We start from the raw sequence: 14,311 nt of genomic DNA on the forward strand, positions 1-14,311 counted from the left end.
CTACTAGAAAGAACATCTCCATGAATGCTTCCCAGAAAGCATACGATCGATTAATCGCACGCCTCAAACAAGCGGCCTTGTTGAGTTCCTGTTCTGCAATTCTGGAATGGGATGAACAAACTTATCTACCGGCGGATGGTGCGAGTCATCGATCAGATCAGCTTTCCATGATGGCGGGAATGGTTCATCAGGAAGCCACCAGTTCAGAAACCGGAGACATGCTGAACGAACTGGAAAGTGCTTCGGAGTGGGAAGAAGATTCAGTAGAGCAGGCCAACATTCGTGAGGCTCGACATGAATATGACCGGATGACGAAACTCCCACGTCAACTTGTAGAGGAGTTGTCCCGGGTAGCGACCCTTTCACATCATGCGTGGGTAAAAGCCCGTAAGGAAAATCAGTTCAATGATTTCCTGCCCTGGCTCGAAAAGATGATTGGCCTCAAACGCGAACAGGCTGCCGCTCTCGGCTCGGCGGGGCAGACAGCTTACGATGCTCTGCTGGACGAGTACGAACCCGGTGCGACTTCAGAAATGATCGAGCAGGCCTTTACTCCGTTGCGTAATGAACTGGTCAAACTTGTTTCTGCAATCAAAGAATCCGGAATTGTTCCCGATGTCTCCCTCCTGACCAGAAAATATCCTGTTGATAAGCAGCGAGAGTTCAGTCTCTCCGCTGCTGAAAAGATCGGATTTGATTTTACCGCCGGCAGACTCGATATTGCAGCGCATCCTTTCTGTAGTGGGATTGGCCCGGGGGATTGTCGCCTGACGACCCGCTATGATGAACACCATTTTCCAGGAGCTTTTTTTGGAACGCTGCACGAAGCAGGTCACGGTATCTACGAGCAGGGGTTACTCAAGGAATACTTTGGTACTCCCGCCGGCAGTTCAACCTCATTGGGTATCCATGAATCTCAATCGCGGATGTGGGAGAACCTGGTGGGGAGAAGCCGTCCGTTCTGGAACTGTTTCTATCAGTCTGCACAGCAGCAGTTCCCGGAAGCCTTAGCTGATGTTGCCCAGGATGACTTTTATCGGGCGATCAATGATGTACGCCCTTCGTATATTCGAGTTGAGGCAGATGAGGTGACCTATAATCTGCACATCATGCTGCGCTTCGAACTTGAGCAGGCGCTGATATCCGGAGACCTGCAACCTGCCGATGTCGAGGCTGCCTGGAATGAGAAATTTACGAGTTACTTTGGTATTACACCGGACACGCCTGCGAATGGCTTCCTGCAGGATGTGCACTGGAGTGCTGGTCTGATTGGTTACTTCCCGACATACGCCCTCGGAAACATGTATGCAGCTCACTTTTTCAATGCTGCAGACAGTGAACTGGGAGGCCTGGACGATCTCATTGCGCGGGGAGAATTCAGCCCGCTCAAGGAATGGTTGAATCAAAACATTCATCAGCACGGGAAACGCTATCGAGCGAATCGGTTACTGGAAGTGGTTACGGGAGAAACCCTTTCACATGTTCCGCTTGTCGATCAGTTGAATCGTAAATATGGCGAGCTCTACAACCTCTAAAATATCAAAGTAAAACGGCAGAGAGCAGGTATATGTCCAATTCCAGTGCTAAAAAAGATTTCCTGATTGCCCTGGCTCTGGTTGTCACCGGAGCTGTCATTTTTTCTTCCTGGTTCGCGTTCCGTTTGCCGGAGTCAACCTTACCCGAAGGGGGAATGGCCCAACTGAAGGTGGGGACTGAGGCCCCTCCCATTCAAGCAGCAGGCTGGGTGAATGGTGACCCCCATCAAAACGACTACCTCAAAGGGAAAGTGATTGTCGTTGATGCATGGGCGACCTGGTGTGGTCCCTGTCGAATGGCAGCACCGCATCTGGTGGAGGTGCATGAGAAATTCAAAGATCAAAATGTGGCGTTTGTCGGTTTAACCACCGATGGTGAAGATCTGCTTCCTGTGATTGAGGAGTGGCTTGACGAAACGGGAATCACCTGGCCCAATGGCTACGGGGCAATCGATTCTCTGCTTGCCTTCAAGGCAGAATTTATCCCACAGGTCTGGGTGATTGGTACGGACGGAAAAGTGGTCTGGAATGTTGACTCGGAGAGAACTGAATCTCTGGAAGAGGGAATCGCACGCGCTTTAAAACTGGCGCAACAGTGATGAAGATGCCTTTCAGTCACGCGGGCTGATCGCTGAATCACTTCCAGGAAGGACAACACAATGAGTCAGCAGAAGCTAGAGCAAAACGTAAATGGGATTCGCATGCAGGTTACTATCGCCGGGGAAGGGCCGCCTCTACTGCTGGTGCATGGATTCCCGTTAAGTCATCGAATGTGGCAGGCTCAGATTGCACATTTCCAGCAGCAGTATACTGTCATCGCTCCTGATCTGAGAGGCTTCGGCGGGTCAGATGTCACGGTCGGAACGGTGAGTATGAAACAACACGCTGAGGATCTGAAGGAACTACTTGCGCAACTGGAAGTCGATGAGCCTGTGAATTTCTGTGGCCTTTCCATGGGAGGGTATATTGCCTGGGAATTCTGGAGGCACTTTCCGGAAAAACTGAAAACATTGATTCTCTGCGATACACGTTCCGATGCAGATACCGAAGAGGGGGTCAGCAATCGGTTAAAAATGGTCGATCTGGTGTTACGCCATGGCCCCGAAGCTGTTGCTTCAGCAATGATCCCTAATCTGTTGAGTAAGACATCACGAGAATTGTACCCGGAGATTGCTCAGGTTCTGATTACAGAAATCGAAGCAGCAGATCCTGAAGGGATTGCTGCCAGCCAGCGAGGCATGGCGGAGCGTGATGATTTTCTGGGTGTACTTGATCAGATCCAGATTCCCGCATTACTCATTGTCGGCAGTGACGATGTCCTGACACCTCCGGATATCATGCAGGAAATGGCTGTAAGGCTCCCAGAGGCCAGCTGTCGTGAAATTCCACGAGTGGGGCATATGGCCCCTCTGGAAGCGGCAGAAGAGGTCAATCAGGCGATGGAAGAATTCTTAGCTGTTGGCAGGTAGACTTCAATGTTGAGAAATGCGATTATCTAGAAGTCTTCATGGCTGAGAGCCGGGATGGTCAGATTTGTTTTAGTCAGAATATAAAGGGACCCACAATGGGTAAAAATCATTCTCAACGTTTTCTGGATATCGTGAATGATGCGAAATCAAGAGTGACCGAGTGCACCGTGCAGGATGTGCAGGCACGTAAGCAAGAGGGGGATGAGTTTCACCTCATTGATGTACGTGAAGATCATGAATTTCAGGCAGCAAGGATTCCTGGCGCAATTCATCTCGGGAAGGGGGTCATCGAACGCGATATCGAGCGGGCATTCCCAGATACCTCTGCAACATTGATTTTGTACTGTGGTGGCGGCTTCCGCTCTGCTTTGGCTGCAGATAACCTGCAAAAGATGGGATACACTCAAGTGATCTCTATGGACGGTGGGTTCAGCGGATGGAAGAATGCCGGTTATGAGATCGAGGCAGGTTCATAAAGAAAGTAGAAACCAGCATCGTAAAAAAACAGAGCCCGTTACCGGAAGAGGTAGCGGGCTCTGAGTCTTTACTGGTTTAGAACTGGCTGCTGCCGTTAACCCAACTCCCAGTTATAAGCGGAGAGTTGCATGAGCAGGAAAATAATTCCTGTCACCAGAGCGGCAAGGGAGACAAACAGTAAGCCAACATAAATGTTCGGGCCACCTGATTCTGCAGTGGCTGCTTTTCCTTTAGACTTAGAGCTTCGAGTTGACATGATCACCTTTCTCAATCACACCGTTCTTGGCGGCGTCTATTACAGTCCCGACTGCTGTATCAGGATCAACATATACTAATTCAATTTTACCCAGGTACTTGGGACGATTACCGTTTTCCTTGTTACCAAATCGATAGACATATAGTTGATGGCCTTTGCTGAGTCCGTCATCACTGCCTAGCGAAACTTCTACAAATCTGGTTCCGTTCCGTTTGTCTTTCTTGGTATTGATAATAACACCTTCAACTGCCGGCGGTGGCGTCTGCATGCCTGCAATCGCAGGGTCATTCGGATCAATGCCTAGATTGGATACGATTTTATTCAGATAATTCAGTTCTTGGAGAACCTTGTTATGTTTGGCAGTCAGAGTTTTTTCCTGAATACTCTTGGTGAAAATCGTATCTTCCAGGCTCTTGATGTTAGCCCGCAGGTCATTGATTGTGTCATGCAGGGTTTTGTTAACTACGCGCTGGCGATCTGATTCCTGACGACGAAAGTTCGCTTCTTCACCCGTAGTTTCAGCCTGGGCTACCGAAGTGTCTCTTTCAGCACGAACAGTCTCTAACTGATTCTGATAGGATTTATTCTGTGCTTTCAGGGCATCATTGGCGGCTTTAGCTGTTTGCGCCTGACTCAGTGCATCATTCATTTTCTGAGTCATTTCCGTTTTGTAATTGCTGTACTCGGACTCAAGCTCGTTCATGCTTTTCTGCATGCTGGCTACATTGTCCTTGAGCTTCAGGCTTTCATTACGCCAGTTCGTCTGTGCTGTAAAGACTGCTCCGGCGAAACCCATAAAGCAGACGCTGAGGACAACTTGAACGACGACCAGTACCTTGCCGACAAACGACATCTAATCGCTCCTGATATTGATGAAAATTGAAGTTTGTATCTGGTGAATTCTGAAGCCAGTCCGAGACTGAAATCAGAGGGATTATTTTTTAGTGAACTCTTGGGTGTCAGATCCCTTGACTGCTTTTTCCAGCAGCGTTTTCTGTCTCTGGAGCCGATGTACTTTTCCTTCGATTCTCGCGATGTAATCACGCAGTGTATTCTGCTGTTCCTGGGTCAGGTATTTTTCGTTGCGGATTTCATCGATTTGATCCTGAAGCCGGAAGACATCTGCACGTCGCTCGGCAGCTTCCTGATTAATTTCGAGGGTCTGCTGGCTGATCTTGATACCTTCATTGGCCAACTGGGTGATCTGCGTGTCCAGTGCCGCGATCTGTTGCTGCAGTTCTGCTGCTTTAGTATCCATGGCCTGACGATCAACCTGATTGATTTGTTCCCAGTTCTTGATAGCCTTCTCCATGGGAGCAATCGGTTTCGTGATCTCTGAGAGTTGTTCGTTTTGTTGCTGAATCTGGTGTTTCTGGGCAGCGACGATCACTTTGGCCAGCACGGGGGAGGAGGAAATCTGCTCACCACCTCTTCTGGTTTTGACAGTCCAGGTCGGATTTTCACCGGGCTGATATTCAAACAGGTAGTTTGTCAGCTTATCTTTTTCCTGAAGCCAGTTAGGGCCACCAACAGCGGAGGCCGCGGCAAATCCCATAAAGGCGATACTGGATACCAATACCAGGACCAACAGGATTTTACTGAAACGAGTCATGGGGTTTTCCTGAGTCTGTTTTGAAAGACTTCAATCTGTTCGGGTAGAGATCGCTCTCTTACTTAATATTATTATGTGCTAACTTTTCGGCCGAATCTATCCACTTTATTCCTGGAAGAAAATAAGTTGGAAAATTCTGCGGAGTGGCCCTTACAGATGTGTCTTTGGAGCCTGTCAGATCCTGCTGAGTTGAAGCTTTTGATACTAACGAGAGCTTATGCGCAAAAACAACCTATTTTGTCAAATCGGTTGTTTCCCTATTATAAATACGCTCAAAAACCAGAGTCAAACTGAAATTCAGCTAACCATCTGGCATTTAACTGTTTGACCTTTCTAACTTGGTTGGCAGACATAATCGCTACCTTCGGAAAACTTGACATAACAGCAACCTGTCAGCATATACTAAGTACTTATGACCTTAGAGATTCCGAATAGCAGACCATGGTTTACTTCCAGCGCTCCAGATTCTGCATGCCATGTGATCGCAAGTGCACTGAAGTGTGCTGGTCGTATAAAGATGATTATCCAAATCTGTTAACTTGTCGTGAAGCAAAGTCGTTTCTCTGAAAATACTTAGTAAATCACGTGGTTTGGTCCAAATTGCAATAGGTAAAATCAGGGCACAATGGTATTTTGAAAGTAAGACGACCATTACTTCAAACTAAGCAATCAATGTGGAAGCATTGAGCTGATACTGGGCCCTCCGATACCAGACGTATCGTAAACAATGGAGATTGGTTCATGGCTACCGAAGAAGTTCCCTATCATATCACTGCCGTCAATGACCATCTCAAGGTGCAATTGTTACCGGAATTGAACGAGTCTGCCTGGGATGAGCTGGAAAGTCTCGGCGACACATTGCTGATGGAAGTCAAAAATCAGCAGTCCCCCAGCGTCATCATTGATCTGACCAGGTTGGATTTTATTAATAGTTCTCTGGTGGCGATTGTGATCCAGGTCTGGAAACTGGTGGATGAGCAGGGGGGCAAAACGGCCATTCTGAATACCAGTGAGATGGTGGAAGAGGTTTTAAAAATCTCTGGTCTCAAGAAGGTCTGGTTCATCACCTCTTCCGAAGAGGAGGCTGTCGCGCATCTGAGCCAGGCTGTGAAACAAGAGCGAATCGAGCGTCGACGTACGTTTTCAATGCCGATTCTGCTGGGCATTGTTGCGGTGCTTTCCGCTGTGGCCTGTTTTGCACTATACATCAGTGACACCCTAACCCTGGATCCGAAAATCGCGTTAGGGGCAACGATCTCCTTTTCTCTGGCTGGGTTACTCCTGGGGGCAACCGCACTCAAAGATCGTCGAAAGAATTTGCGGATTCTCGGAGTGGTTGTTTTGATCAGCAGTCTGGTTCTGGGAGGACTTGGCCTCATTAAACTGATTTAACGAGCTGGATTATCAGCCATTCCCAGTCACATTTCTCTCACCGAAGCTTATTGTTAGGACAGAAAGAGTCGAGTCATGTCAGACACTCCTGCGAATACCGAGAACAAAAATGAAGGGCGGCAACAGGCACTCCAGGCTGAGCTGCGGGAACTGATTGACGTTGTAGGGCCCGGACCGCTGGTTGACTTACTGATGGAGCGTGCTTTTCAGCTTCAGGCGACTGACATTCATTTGGATCCCCTTGAAGACGGATTAAGGCTTCGATTAAGGGTCGACGGGATGCTGCACGATATCATCCAGCTTCCCAAGGAAGCGGCAGCATCCGTGATTTCTCGTCTCAAGCTGGCTGCGAATATGGATATTACAGAACGGCGTCTGGCCCAGGATGGTCACATTAATAACCAGACACTGCAGAATCGTCGTGACATTCGTGTCGGTTCAGGGCCCACCATCCATGGGGAGCGGCTGGTGCTACGGCTCATGCCGGATCACAAACGTTTTACACATTTTAACGAACTCGGTCTCAATGAAGATCAGACTTCAGAAATCACCAAATATTGTACGGCACCTTATGGGATGATTCTGAGTGTTGGACCGGTCGGTTCAGGAAAAAGCACCTCAATTTACAGTTGTCTGGATTATCTAAACCAACCGGAAATGAGTCTGGCGACGATTGAGGATCCGGTAGAGCGTCGAATTGAAGGGGTGAACCAGATTCAGATTGATCCCAAAATCGGGTTCAGTTTTGCGGAGGCGCTCCGCGGGGTATTGCGTCAGGATCCGAATGTGATCATGGTGGGAGAAATTCGAGATTCCGAGACTGCGCATATTGCTGTGCGGGCAGGGCTGACGGGGATTCGTGTCCTTTCGACTTTGCATTCCAACGATGCCGTGGCGGCAATCGATGTTTTCCGAGAATTCGGGATTCCCTCCATGTTCATCACTGACAGTTTGCAGGGAATTATTTCTCAAAGACTTGTTCGCTGCATCTGTGAGAAATGTCGCGCTCCCTACCAGCCAGATTCGGGCGCCTGTGAATATCTGGGAGTAAATTCCGATCAAGTAGCCGATTCCAAAATTGCAATGGGAGCGGGCTGCGATCATTGCTTCCAGACGGGCTACCTGGGCCGGACGGGGATTTTTGAAACTCTGGGAGTACGTGGAGAACTGCGGGAAGCGATCCTGAGGGGAGCGACTCAAACCGAATTATTGAAACTTGCTTCAGAAAAAGGCATGACGACGATGGAAGAATCTGGAAAAGCCAAGGTTCTGGAAGGGATTACCACCGTCCAGGAATTACACAGGGTTCTCGTTTAAACCGTCGATTTCAGGCTCGACCAGACACCAGGCCGGTGAGCTCACTCTGTACATGTACACTGTCTGTTTCCGGGCTTGGCGGTGTAACGACTGTATTTAAAGGTGGAGTTCTACAGAAAAAGTCATTCAAATCTAGTAGTTCTACTATATAATTTGACGTAGAGAGTCTCAGTGAAAAGTTAGCTGAGACGGGCCGTCTGCATATAATATCGTTAAATCATGCAAGACAGAGCCCATGAATATTAGAAATACTCAGCCGTCTGACAATCTACGACCCCGTGGGAGTCAGACTGGTTTTCCCCATTCGGCGACGTCGTACATGTCGAACCAGATCCGGTCTTCGAAATCACCAGTCAAGGATGCAGCTCGAGTCAATCAGCTCAGAGAGCGTGGACTATCCGCCGCAGAGAGTCAGGCTTCGGAAGAGGATGAACCGATTCTCTCCGTAAAGGAAAAGATTTTCGTCTGGCTGGCCAGCTTCATGGCAACCGGTTACCTGTTTTCTCTCCTGTTACACTCCACAATCTTAACAGTGATGGCCATTGTGATTGTGGGCGGGATGCAGGGTAACGATCATCTCTCTACGGTTGTCACCCTGGACGATGAAGATCAATTTGCGTTCAACGGTCCTCTGGATACCCGTGTCGAGGAAGAGGCTGGAGGCAAAACGACTGAGTTTGATGTAATGCAGCCCATCAAAACGCTGACCGGTGAGGCGGAAGAAGCCTTGAAAGAAATGGATGCGGATGTGTCCCTGCATCTGGGGAAAGGGGACGGTGATACTGATGGCGACGGCTCAGGCAGCGGTGGAGGTGAATTCAAATTCAAACCGATGGGTAATGCCGTCACGGCAGGCAGCTTTACTGCCTGGACCGTACCCAAAGATCCTGATCTGAATGAAGATTATCTGATCATCATCCAGGTTAAGTTGCCAACCAGTTATAAGTCAACGCGCTATCGTGCTTCAGATTTGATGGGACTGGTTCTGGGAACCGACAGTCATCGGCAGGCTATCCCCTGGGATGTGCGCTGGCCCAATTCGACGTTCACTTCTACGGCTACAGGCGATATTCGCCCGGTGGATAAAGGGGACTACTTGCCACTGAAAAAACGGGTGGCTCAGTTGATTGTCAAAGTTCCCGGTTCAAAAATACCCGCGACCCGCGACACGATCAGAATTCAGTCCAAAGTTCTGAAAGAAAAGCAGACTCTGGAAATCGAATTTTAATCGGGTGAGTCAGGCGAGATTTAGTCCGCCATCCCTCTGACGCAGTCCAGCCAGCCTCTTTCGTAGATCTCACCCAGACCGGCCCAGTGTGCGGGGGGCTCGCTCAGATTTCCTTTACACGACGGGCAGGGAAGGTCGGGTTGTTCCGGGAACATAGGGCTCATGGATGTGTCACTGGAGAGCCACAGTGCATCGCATTCATCACAAAGGATCACGAGGTCCAACTGACTGCTACAGATTCTGAGTCCCAGAGCCCCCTGTTCGCAAACGGGGCAGATTCCGGTGTAATACATTTTCACGTGATCCTGTTTCACTCGTCGTTACATGGGAAATGCTGTGATTACACTGGAGCCTTCCAGTACAAGTCGGATCTTTTTGGCAGGTGGTTTTCCCATCCGGTTTCCTACCTGGCCACCGACGTATCCAACCGGACGCTGCATGTCGACTGTGTAAACAGTGCGTTGCCCCTCCTGCTTTTTTTGTACGGTTCTGCCTCCCTGAAGTGCTTTCAGGTAAGCTTCATCGATCAATGCCAGGACTTTCGCCTGTTCGCCCTCACCTGCAAAGACACCGTGTTTGCCCGGGCGACGAGGCTGGTCGGTTGCGTGACGCATGACATGCTTCAGGCGATGTCTTTCCTGGCTGCCGGGACCGTAGGTCAATCCTGCCGTAGATTCCCAGACTTGATTTCCGGACTTCTGTAGCTGTCCAAGTTCAGGACGAGCTTCTTTCGAGTCGCTGGCGGACCCCGGAGGAGGACGATTCGAACTGGCTGGAGTCCGTACTGTCTTTCTCGCGGGAGCTGCTGCTTTTCCGGTGGAAGCGGTCTGTGACTTTGGAAGTTCTCGATCGCTTGCAGTTTGAGGCAGGAGTTCTGCATTGATTTCGGTCGGCTGTGAATCCTGATCTGATCCATCTGTCACAACAGACACAGAATTGTTACTTCCGGGGACTTCTGGCTGTTTCCCCCGCTGCTGTTGCTGAAGTATCAGATAGATCACAAGAAAAACAGCGACAGAGATGACCCAGGCAGGTGACTTGCGCCTACCCGGTGTATGTCGATCAGATGGTTGTTGCATCTTGAGTGTCCATTCCAGAATCGAAATCAGTCAGTCAGGGATTGTAGATAGTTTTCGTAGATCTGTTTGAGTTGTTCGACCTTCTCCGGATGCTGTTTGGCCATGTTCTTTTTTTCGCCAATATCCTGGGAGAGATTTACCAGGAAAAGCTGGTCTTCCTGGTTTAAAGGAGCTTGATTACTGGTGTCTCGTGGATGGCCCAGCAGTTTCCAGTCTCCCTCGCGGATGGCCCAGCTTTTACCAATCTGCCAATAGAAATTGTCGTGCGGGCTGGGAGCTTCAGCCGATTCGATTACAGCTTTCAGGCTTTTTCCATCCAGCTTGTGTCTGGGGAGTGGGGCACCGGTCAGGTCAGCAATGGTTGGCAACCAGTCACAGCCAGTCGCCAGTTGAGAACGTACTTCTCCTTCTGCAATCGTACCCGGCCAGGAAATCATGGCGGGTACCCGGATGCCTCCTTCGAACAGACTAAACTTGGCTCCTCGATACGGGCCCGCATTTCCGCCCCCTCCGAATGTACGCTCTTCAGTAGAATGTCCATGATCGGATTGAAAAATAACAATCGTGTTTTCACGCAAGCCGCTTTCTTTCAGAGTCTGTAACACCTCGCCGATGCAGTCGTCCATAGTAGAAACGAAGGCCGCGTATTTATCGCGGGGGGATTCGAGGTGTGCATATTTTTTACGCCATTTGTCTTTCCCCTGTAACGGGTAGTGGGGCACATTGATGGCCCAGTACAGAAAGAACGGTTTCTCGTGCGGCTCTTTGATGAAATTCTGACATTGTTTGACCATCAGATCGGGAAAGAATTCACCGTCGTGCCAGACCTCTTTGCCGTTTTCCCAGAGATCGTGTCGGTTCGGACCATTCCAGTAGAAGAAGTGAGAATAATTGTCGATACAGCCACCCATGTGTCCGAAGGAGCGGTCAAAGCCCTGTCCGTTGGGCATGGTTTCGGGAGTATATCCCAGGTGCCACTTGCCGACATGGGCCGTCTGATATCCTCCCTGCCGCATCATTTCTGCAATTGTCACCTGTTCCGGCGGCATTCCACTTTTGCCATGGTGTGAAGAGACATTTCCCGGAACGCCGGCTCGCCGTGGAAATCGACCGGTCAGCATGCCGGCCCGGGAGGGAGAGCAAACAGGGGCTGAGGCATAGAACTGGGTGAAACGAATCCCCTGATTGGCAATGGAATCCATGTGGGGTGTGATCAGGTCCCTGGAACCATAGCAGTTTACATCAATTGATCCCTGGTCATCGGTGAAGATGAGGATGACATTCGGCTTTTGTGACTTTGGCTCGGCGGATGATACACTTTCAATAAGTAGACTGAAGTTGGTAGCCGACAGGCAAACCAGAAACAGCCACAGGCGAATGAGTTTTGCTGTGTCTATCTTCGCTGAGCGCATGGGAAATCCTGATCTATTTAGAAACTTGGAATTGATCTGATAACTGGATAATGATTGAGGCTTTATTCGTGGGGAGTCTCATCCCAGGCATTCTGAAAGACTTTCTCGCCATGGACCGTATAGGGATTTTGCATGCTGTCCTGATAGACGCCAAGCCCTGCAGTGACACAATGAGCGCCGGCAATGGCGACGTCGGCAATCTGCCTACTATTTCGGATTGCAGCTGCAATGATTTCCGATTCGTACTCGTGACGCTCCAGCATTTCAGCAACTTCCATAATGAAGGTGGTTGCTGAGTCACCATAAGTTTCTTTCCAACCCATAAAGGGGCTGATAAAAGAAGCTCCGGCCCGGGCTGCATGCCAGGCCTGTGCCACGGAAAAGATCAGGGTGGCGTTGGTTCGAATGTTTTGGCTGGTCAATTCACGAATCGCTTTAAAGCCGCCTTCACTGGCTCCCACTTTTATTACGAAGTTGGGGGACATCTGCGCCAGCTTAGCCCCTTCCTCGACAATCTGATCCCAATCCGTGATGTGCGGATTGACTTCGACGCTGACCGGTTTATCAGTGCCGGCAAAAAGCTCTGCGATTTCCTCGATCACCTTTAAAAACGGTTTGCCCGAACTTTTGATATGTTTGGGGTTGGTTGTCAGGCCATCCAGATCCCAGTATTCGAGTCCGTGTCTGATCTCTTCTGTGATGGCGCTGTCCAGAAACAATTTCATTGTGAATTCCTCGGGGGTAGATAAAATGACTAAAACTGCAATCGTGATTGATATAAATTGAAAGCTGTCGCATGGAAGCATCTCTCAAGAATGTCTGTTATTATAGAGTGATCAGATTCCATTATTCCATGCTGCGTTTTTGGATTCTGCCAGAAACCATACCTTCGTAATAACCCAAGTGAACCCCGAGTTAAAGAACCCTCCCCATCATGCCCGCACAATTTCCGGATTACCTGCAGGTTACCCCTGATGAAATCGCCCAGGGAACAAATGTCAAATTCTCCATGGTCAAGGATATGCCTGCGGTAGCTGAGCATATGGCCCATGCGATGCTGAATGTGATTGAGCGGGCCCGGGAAGCGGGCCGTCAGCCGACATTGATTGTACCCGTTGGTCCCGTTGATCAGTATCCCGTGCTGGCTGAGATTCTGAATCAGCGGCAGTATTCCATTCAGGATGTGATGCTGATCAATATGGATGAATATCTGACCGATGATGATCAGTGGGTCGACATCACACACCCCTTGAGCTTTCGCGGTTATATGAATCGGAAGTTTTATGATCTGGTTGATCCCGAACTCGCCCCGCTGCCCGAGAATCGTATCTGTCCGGATCCGAATGATGTGGGGGCCATCCAGCGGGCTATCGACCAGCGGGGTGGTGTGGATGCCTGTTTTGGTGGAATAGGAATCAATGGCCACATGGCTTTCAACGAACCTCCAGAACCAGGTGAAGAGATTTCTGCTGAAGAATTTGCTGCCTATCCCACACGGAATCTGAATCTGACACGAGAGACGAGAACCATCAATTCGGTTACGGTAGGGGGCGAGATCTCAATTATTCCCTGGCGTGCCGTCACCGTCGGGATGAAGGAAATCCTGGCGGCCCGGGAACTGCACTTTTACTGCAACCGTCTCTGGCAGAGTTCGGTCGTCCGTCGTGTTTTACATGGGCCCGTTACCAGTGCCTGCCCCGCTTCGCTCTTGAGAACGCACTCGGATGTATCATTGACGGTAGCGGAGTATGTGTCAGAGTTACCTGACATCCGTTTGCGATAAATTTCTCACGTATCCATAGATTGAGTATTTTCAGATGAAGATTGATTTTGATCAGGAACGAATTCTGGCCGTGGTGGCGCATCCTGACGATGCAGAACTGCTCTGTGCTGGCACTCTGGCACGGGCCAATCAGGAGGGGGCCGCAGTTGGCATCTGTGTCATGTGTCAGGGCGATAAAGGTCAGCCTGATCCTCCTGTTGAGAATCTGGCAGAGGTGCGCCAGGATGAAATGCGGGCAGCTGCGGAGTTGATTGGGGCAGAGCTGTTTTTCGGAGGCAGTCCGGACGGGGCTCTGTTCGACAGTCTGGAACAACGTCGTCAACTGACTGAAATAATCCGCCAGTTTACACCAACCCTGGTGCTTGCTCATTCACAGAGTGACTATCATGCAGATCATCGAGCAGCTTCTGTGATTACCGAGGCGGCAACTTGGTTCAGTGCATCAGCGGGAAACAAAACCAAGTCTCCTGCTTTAATGCAACCACCGGTTCTCTGGTGGATGGATACTGTGAATATGTCGCAGTTTGATCCTCATTTTTATATCGATGTCAGTTCTTTTGTTGAAACCAAGGTCGCGATGTTGAATTGTCATCAAAGTCAGCAGCAGCGAGGCAAAGATGCCAGCTTTTCACCTCTGCAGAACCTCATGTTGCAGCAGTGCGTTGCCCGCGGTGCACAGTCCGGTGTCGCGTCTGCGGAAGCGTTTCGCAGTCATACGGCCTGGAAACGCTGTGCTGCCTGGTGAGTTCTG

General features: G+C 49.8%; 16 protein-coding genes. 9 read left to right on the forward strand and 7 right to left on the reverse strand.

Translation table 11 applies throughout. The annotated features are described in order from the left end of the window. The first annotated feature begins 20 nt into the window (after positions 1-20). The 4 genes from RID21_RS10030 to RID21_RS10045 all read left to right on the forward strand — a co-directional run bounded on the left by RID21_RS10030 (position 21) and on the right by RID21_RS10045 (position 3,480). Positions 21-1,535 (forward strand): carboxypeptidase M32, encoded by a 1,515-nt coding sequence (locus tag RID21_RS10030; protein WP_350188518.1) that lies wholly within the window; start codon positions 21-23, stop codon positions 1,533-1,535. A gap of 32 nt (positions 1,536-1,567) precedes the next feature. Further along, positions 1,568-2,134 (forward strand): TlpA family protein disulfide reductase, encoded by a 567-nt coding sequence (locus RID21_RS10035; RefSeq protein WP_350188520.1) that lies wholly within the window; start codon positions 1,568-1,570, stop codon positions 2,132-2,134. 60 nt (positions 2,135-2,194) lie between these two features. Next, entirely contained in the window at positions 2,195-3,004 is an 810-nt protein-coding gene (locus tag RID21_RS10040) for an alpha/beta fold hydrolase (protein WP_350188522.1), read from the forward strand. 95 nt (positions 3,005-3,099) lie between these two features. After that, a complete protein-coding gene (locus RID21_RS10045; RefSeq protein WP_350188524.1) occupies positions 3,100-3,480 on the forward strand; it encodes a rhodanese-like domain-containing protein in 381 nt (126 codons plus the stop codon). Positions 3,481-3,575: 95 nt separating this feature from the next. Here RID21_RS10045 and RID21_RS10050 read toward each other — a convergent pair whose 3' ends face one another. From RID21_RS10050 to RID21_RS10060, 3 genes are all read right to left on the reverse strand, one after another. After that, on the reverse strand, positions 3,576-3,737 hold the full coding sequence (locus tag RID21_RS10050) for a hypothetical protein (RefSeq protein ID WP_187781897.1): 162 nt from the start codon (positions 3,735-3,737) through the stop codon (positions 3,576-3,578). After that, positions 3,718-4,590, reverse strand: coding sequence for a hypothetical protein (locus tag RID21_RS10055; RefSeq protein ID WP_145443167.1), 873 nt, complete (start codon positions 4,588-4,590; stop codon positions 3,718-3,720). Before RID21_RS10055 ends, RID21_RS10050 begins: the two co-directional genes overlap by 20 nt. An 81-nt stretch (positions 4,591-4,671) precedes the next feature. After that, positions 4,672-5,349 (reverse strand): coiled-coil domain-containing protein, encoded by a 678-nt coding sequence (locus RID21_RS10060; protein WP_350188526.1) that lies wholly within the window; start codon positions 5,347-5,349, stop codon positions 4,672-4,674. Between the two features lie 741 nt (positions 5,350-6,090). Here RID21_RS10060 and RID21_RS10065 point away from each other — a divergent pair. The 3 genes from RID21_RS10065 to RID21_RS10075 all read left to right on the forward strand — a co-directional run bounded on the left by RID21_RS10065 (position 6,091) and on the right by RID21_RS10075 (position 9,286). Further along, positions 6,091-6,741 (forward strand): STAS domain-containing protein, encoded by a 651-nt coding sequence (locus RID21_RS10065; protein WP_350188528.1) that lies wholly within the window; start codon positions 6,091-6,093, stop codon positions 6,739-6,741. Positions 6,742-6,816: 75 nt separating this feature from the next. Continuing rightward, the gene (locus RID21_RS10070; RefSeq protein ID WP_350188530.1) at positions 6,817-8,058 is read left to right on the forward strand and encodes a GspE/PulE family protein; all 1,242 of its coding nucleotides are present in this window, start codon (positions 6,817-6,819) and stop codon (positions 8,056-8,058) included. 319 nt (positions 8,059-8,377) lie between these two features. Continuing rightward, positions 8,378-9,286 (forward strand): hypothetical protein, encoded by a 909-nt coding sequence (locus RID21_RS10075; RefSeq protein WP_350188532.1) that lies wholly within the window; start codon positions 8,378-8,380, stop codon positions 9,284-9,286. A gap of 20 nt (positions 9,287-9,306) precedes the next feature. Here RID21_RS10075 and RID21_RS10080 read toward each other — a convergent pair whose 3' ends face one another. The 4 genes from RID21_RS10080 to RID21_RS10095 all read right to left on the reverse strand — a co-directional run bounded on the left by RID21_RS10080 (position 9,307) and on the right by RID21_RS10095 (position 12,502). Then, positions 9,307-9,579, reverse strand: coding sequence for a hypothetical protein (locus tag RID21_RS10080; protein ID WP_350188535.1), 273 nt, complete (start codon positions 9,577-9,579; stop codon positions 9,307-9,309). A 27-nt stretch (positions 9,580-9,606) separates the two neighbouring features. Next, complete coding sequence (locus RID21_RS10085) at positions 9,607-10,365, reverse strand: hypothetical protein (protein WP_350188537.1); 759 nt, start codon at positions 10,363-10,365, stop codon at positions 9,607-9,609. A 26-nt stretch (positions 10,366-10,391) separates the two neighbouring features. Further along, positions 10,392-11,777, reverse strand: coding sequence for a sulfatase-like hydrolase/transferase (locus RID21_RS10090; RefSeq protein ID WP_350188539.1), 1,386 nt, complete (start codon positions 11,775-11,777; stop codon positions 10,392-10,394). 62 nt (positions 11,778-11,839) lie between these two features. Beyond that, positions 11,840-12,502, reverse strand: a complete 663-nt coding sequence (locus tag RID21_RS10095) for a transaldolase family protein (RefSeq protein ID WP_350188541.1) — start codon at positions 12,500-12,502, stop codon at positions 11,840-11,842. A gap of 209 nt (positions 12,503-12,711) precedes the next feature. Between RID21_RS10095 and RID21_RS10100 the strand changes: the two genes are divergently transcribed. Both RID21_RS10100 and RID21_RS10105 read left to right on the forward strand, forming a co-directional pair. Then, the gene (locus tag RID21_RS10100) at positions 12,712-13,560 is read left to right on the forward strand and encodes a sugar phosphate isomerase family (protein ID WP_350188543.1); all 849 of its coding nucleotides are present in this window, start codon (positions 12,712-12,714) and stop codon (positions 13,558-13,560) included. 34 nt (positions 13,561-13,594) lie between these two features. Next, positions 13,595-14,305, forward strand: a complete 711-nt coding sequence (locus tag RID21_RS10105; protein WP_350188545.1) for a PIG-L deacetylase family protein — start codon at positions 13,595-13,597, stop codon at positions 14,303-14,305. Positions 14,306-14,311: the final 6 nt, after the last annotated feature.

This window comes from Gimesia sp., from assembly GCF_040219335.1.
In the GTDB taxonomy this organism is placed as follows: domain Bacteria; phylum Planctomycetota; class Planctomycetia; order Planctomycetales; family Planctomycetaceae; genus Gimesia.

What these genes read in the sequence shown, in the direction of transcription:
- RID21_RS10030 (WP_350188518.1), top strand. Translation starts at nt 21, where the DNA reads ATGAATGCTTCCCAGAAAGCATACGATCGATTAATCGCACGCCTCAAA.
- RID21_RS10035 (WP_350188520.1), top strand. Translation starts at nt 1,568, where the DNA reads ATGTCCAATTCCAGTGCTAAAAAAGATTTCCTGATTGCCCTGGCTCTG.
- RID21_RS10040 (WP_350188522.1), top strand. Translation starts at nt 2,195, where the DNA reads ATGAGTCAGCAGAAGCTAGAGCAAAACGTAAATGGGATTCGCATGCAG.
- RID21_RS10045 (WP_350188524.1), top strand. Translation starts at nt 3,100, where the DNA reads ATGGGTAAAAATCATTCTCAACGTTTTCTGGATATCGTGAATGATGCG.
- RID21_RS10050 (WP_187781897.1), bottom strand. Translation starts at nt 3,737, where the DNA reads ATGTCAACTCGAAGCTCTAAGTCTAAAGGAAAAGCAGCCACTGCAGAA.
- RID21_RS10055 (WP_145443167.1), bottom strand. Translation starts at nt 4,590, where the DNA reads ATGTCGTTTGTCGGCAAGGTACTGGTCGTCGTTCAAGTTGTCCTCAGC.
- RID21_RS10060 (WP_350188526.1), bottom strand. Translation starts at nt 5,349, where the DNA reads ATGACTCGTTTCAGTAAAATCCTGTTGGTCCTGGTATTGGTATCCAGT.
- RID21_RS10065 (WP_350188528.1), top strand. Translation starts at nt 6,091, where the DNA reads ATGGCTACCGAAGAAGTTCCCTATCATATCACTGCCGTCAATGACCAT.
- RID21_RS10070 (WP_350188530.1), top strand. Translation starts at nt 6,817, where the DNA reads ATGTCAGACACTCCTGCGAATACCGAGAACAAAAATGAAGGGCGGCAA.
- RID21_RS10075 (WP_350188532.1), top strand. Translation starts at nt 8,378, where the DNA reads ATGTCGAACCAGATCCGGTCTTCGAAATCACCAGTCAAGGATGCAGCT.
- RID21_RS10080 (WP_350188535.1), bottom strand. Translation starts at nt 9,579, where the DNA reads ATGTATTACACCGGAATCTGCCCCGTTTGCGAACAGGGGGCTCTGGGA.
- RID21_RS10085 (WP_350188537.1), bottom strand. Translation starts at nt 10,365, where the DNA reads ATGCAACAACCATCTGATCGACATACACCGGGTAGGCGCAAGTCACCT.
- RID21_RS10090 (WP_350188539.1), bottom strand. Translation starts at nt 11,777, where the DNA reads ATGCGCTCAGCGAAGATAGACACAGCAAAACTCATTCGCCTGTGGCTG.
- RID21_RS10095 (WP_350188541.1), bottom strand. Translation starts at nt 12,502, where the DNA reads ATGAAATTGTTTCTGGACAGCGCCATCACAGAAGAGATCAGACACGGA.
- RID21_RS10100 (WP_350188543.1), top strand. Translation starts at nt 12,712, where the DNA reads ATGCCCGCACAATTTCCGGATTACCTGCAGGTTACCCCTGATGAAATC.
- RID21_RS10105 (WP_350188545.1), top strand. Translation starts at nt 13,595, where the DNA reads ATGAAGATTGATTTTGATCAGGAACGAATTCTGGCCGTGGTGGCGCAT.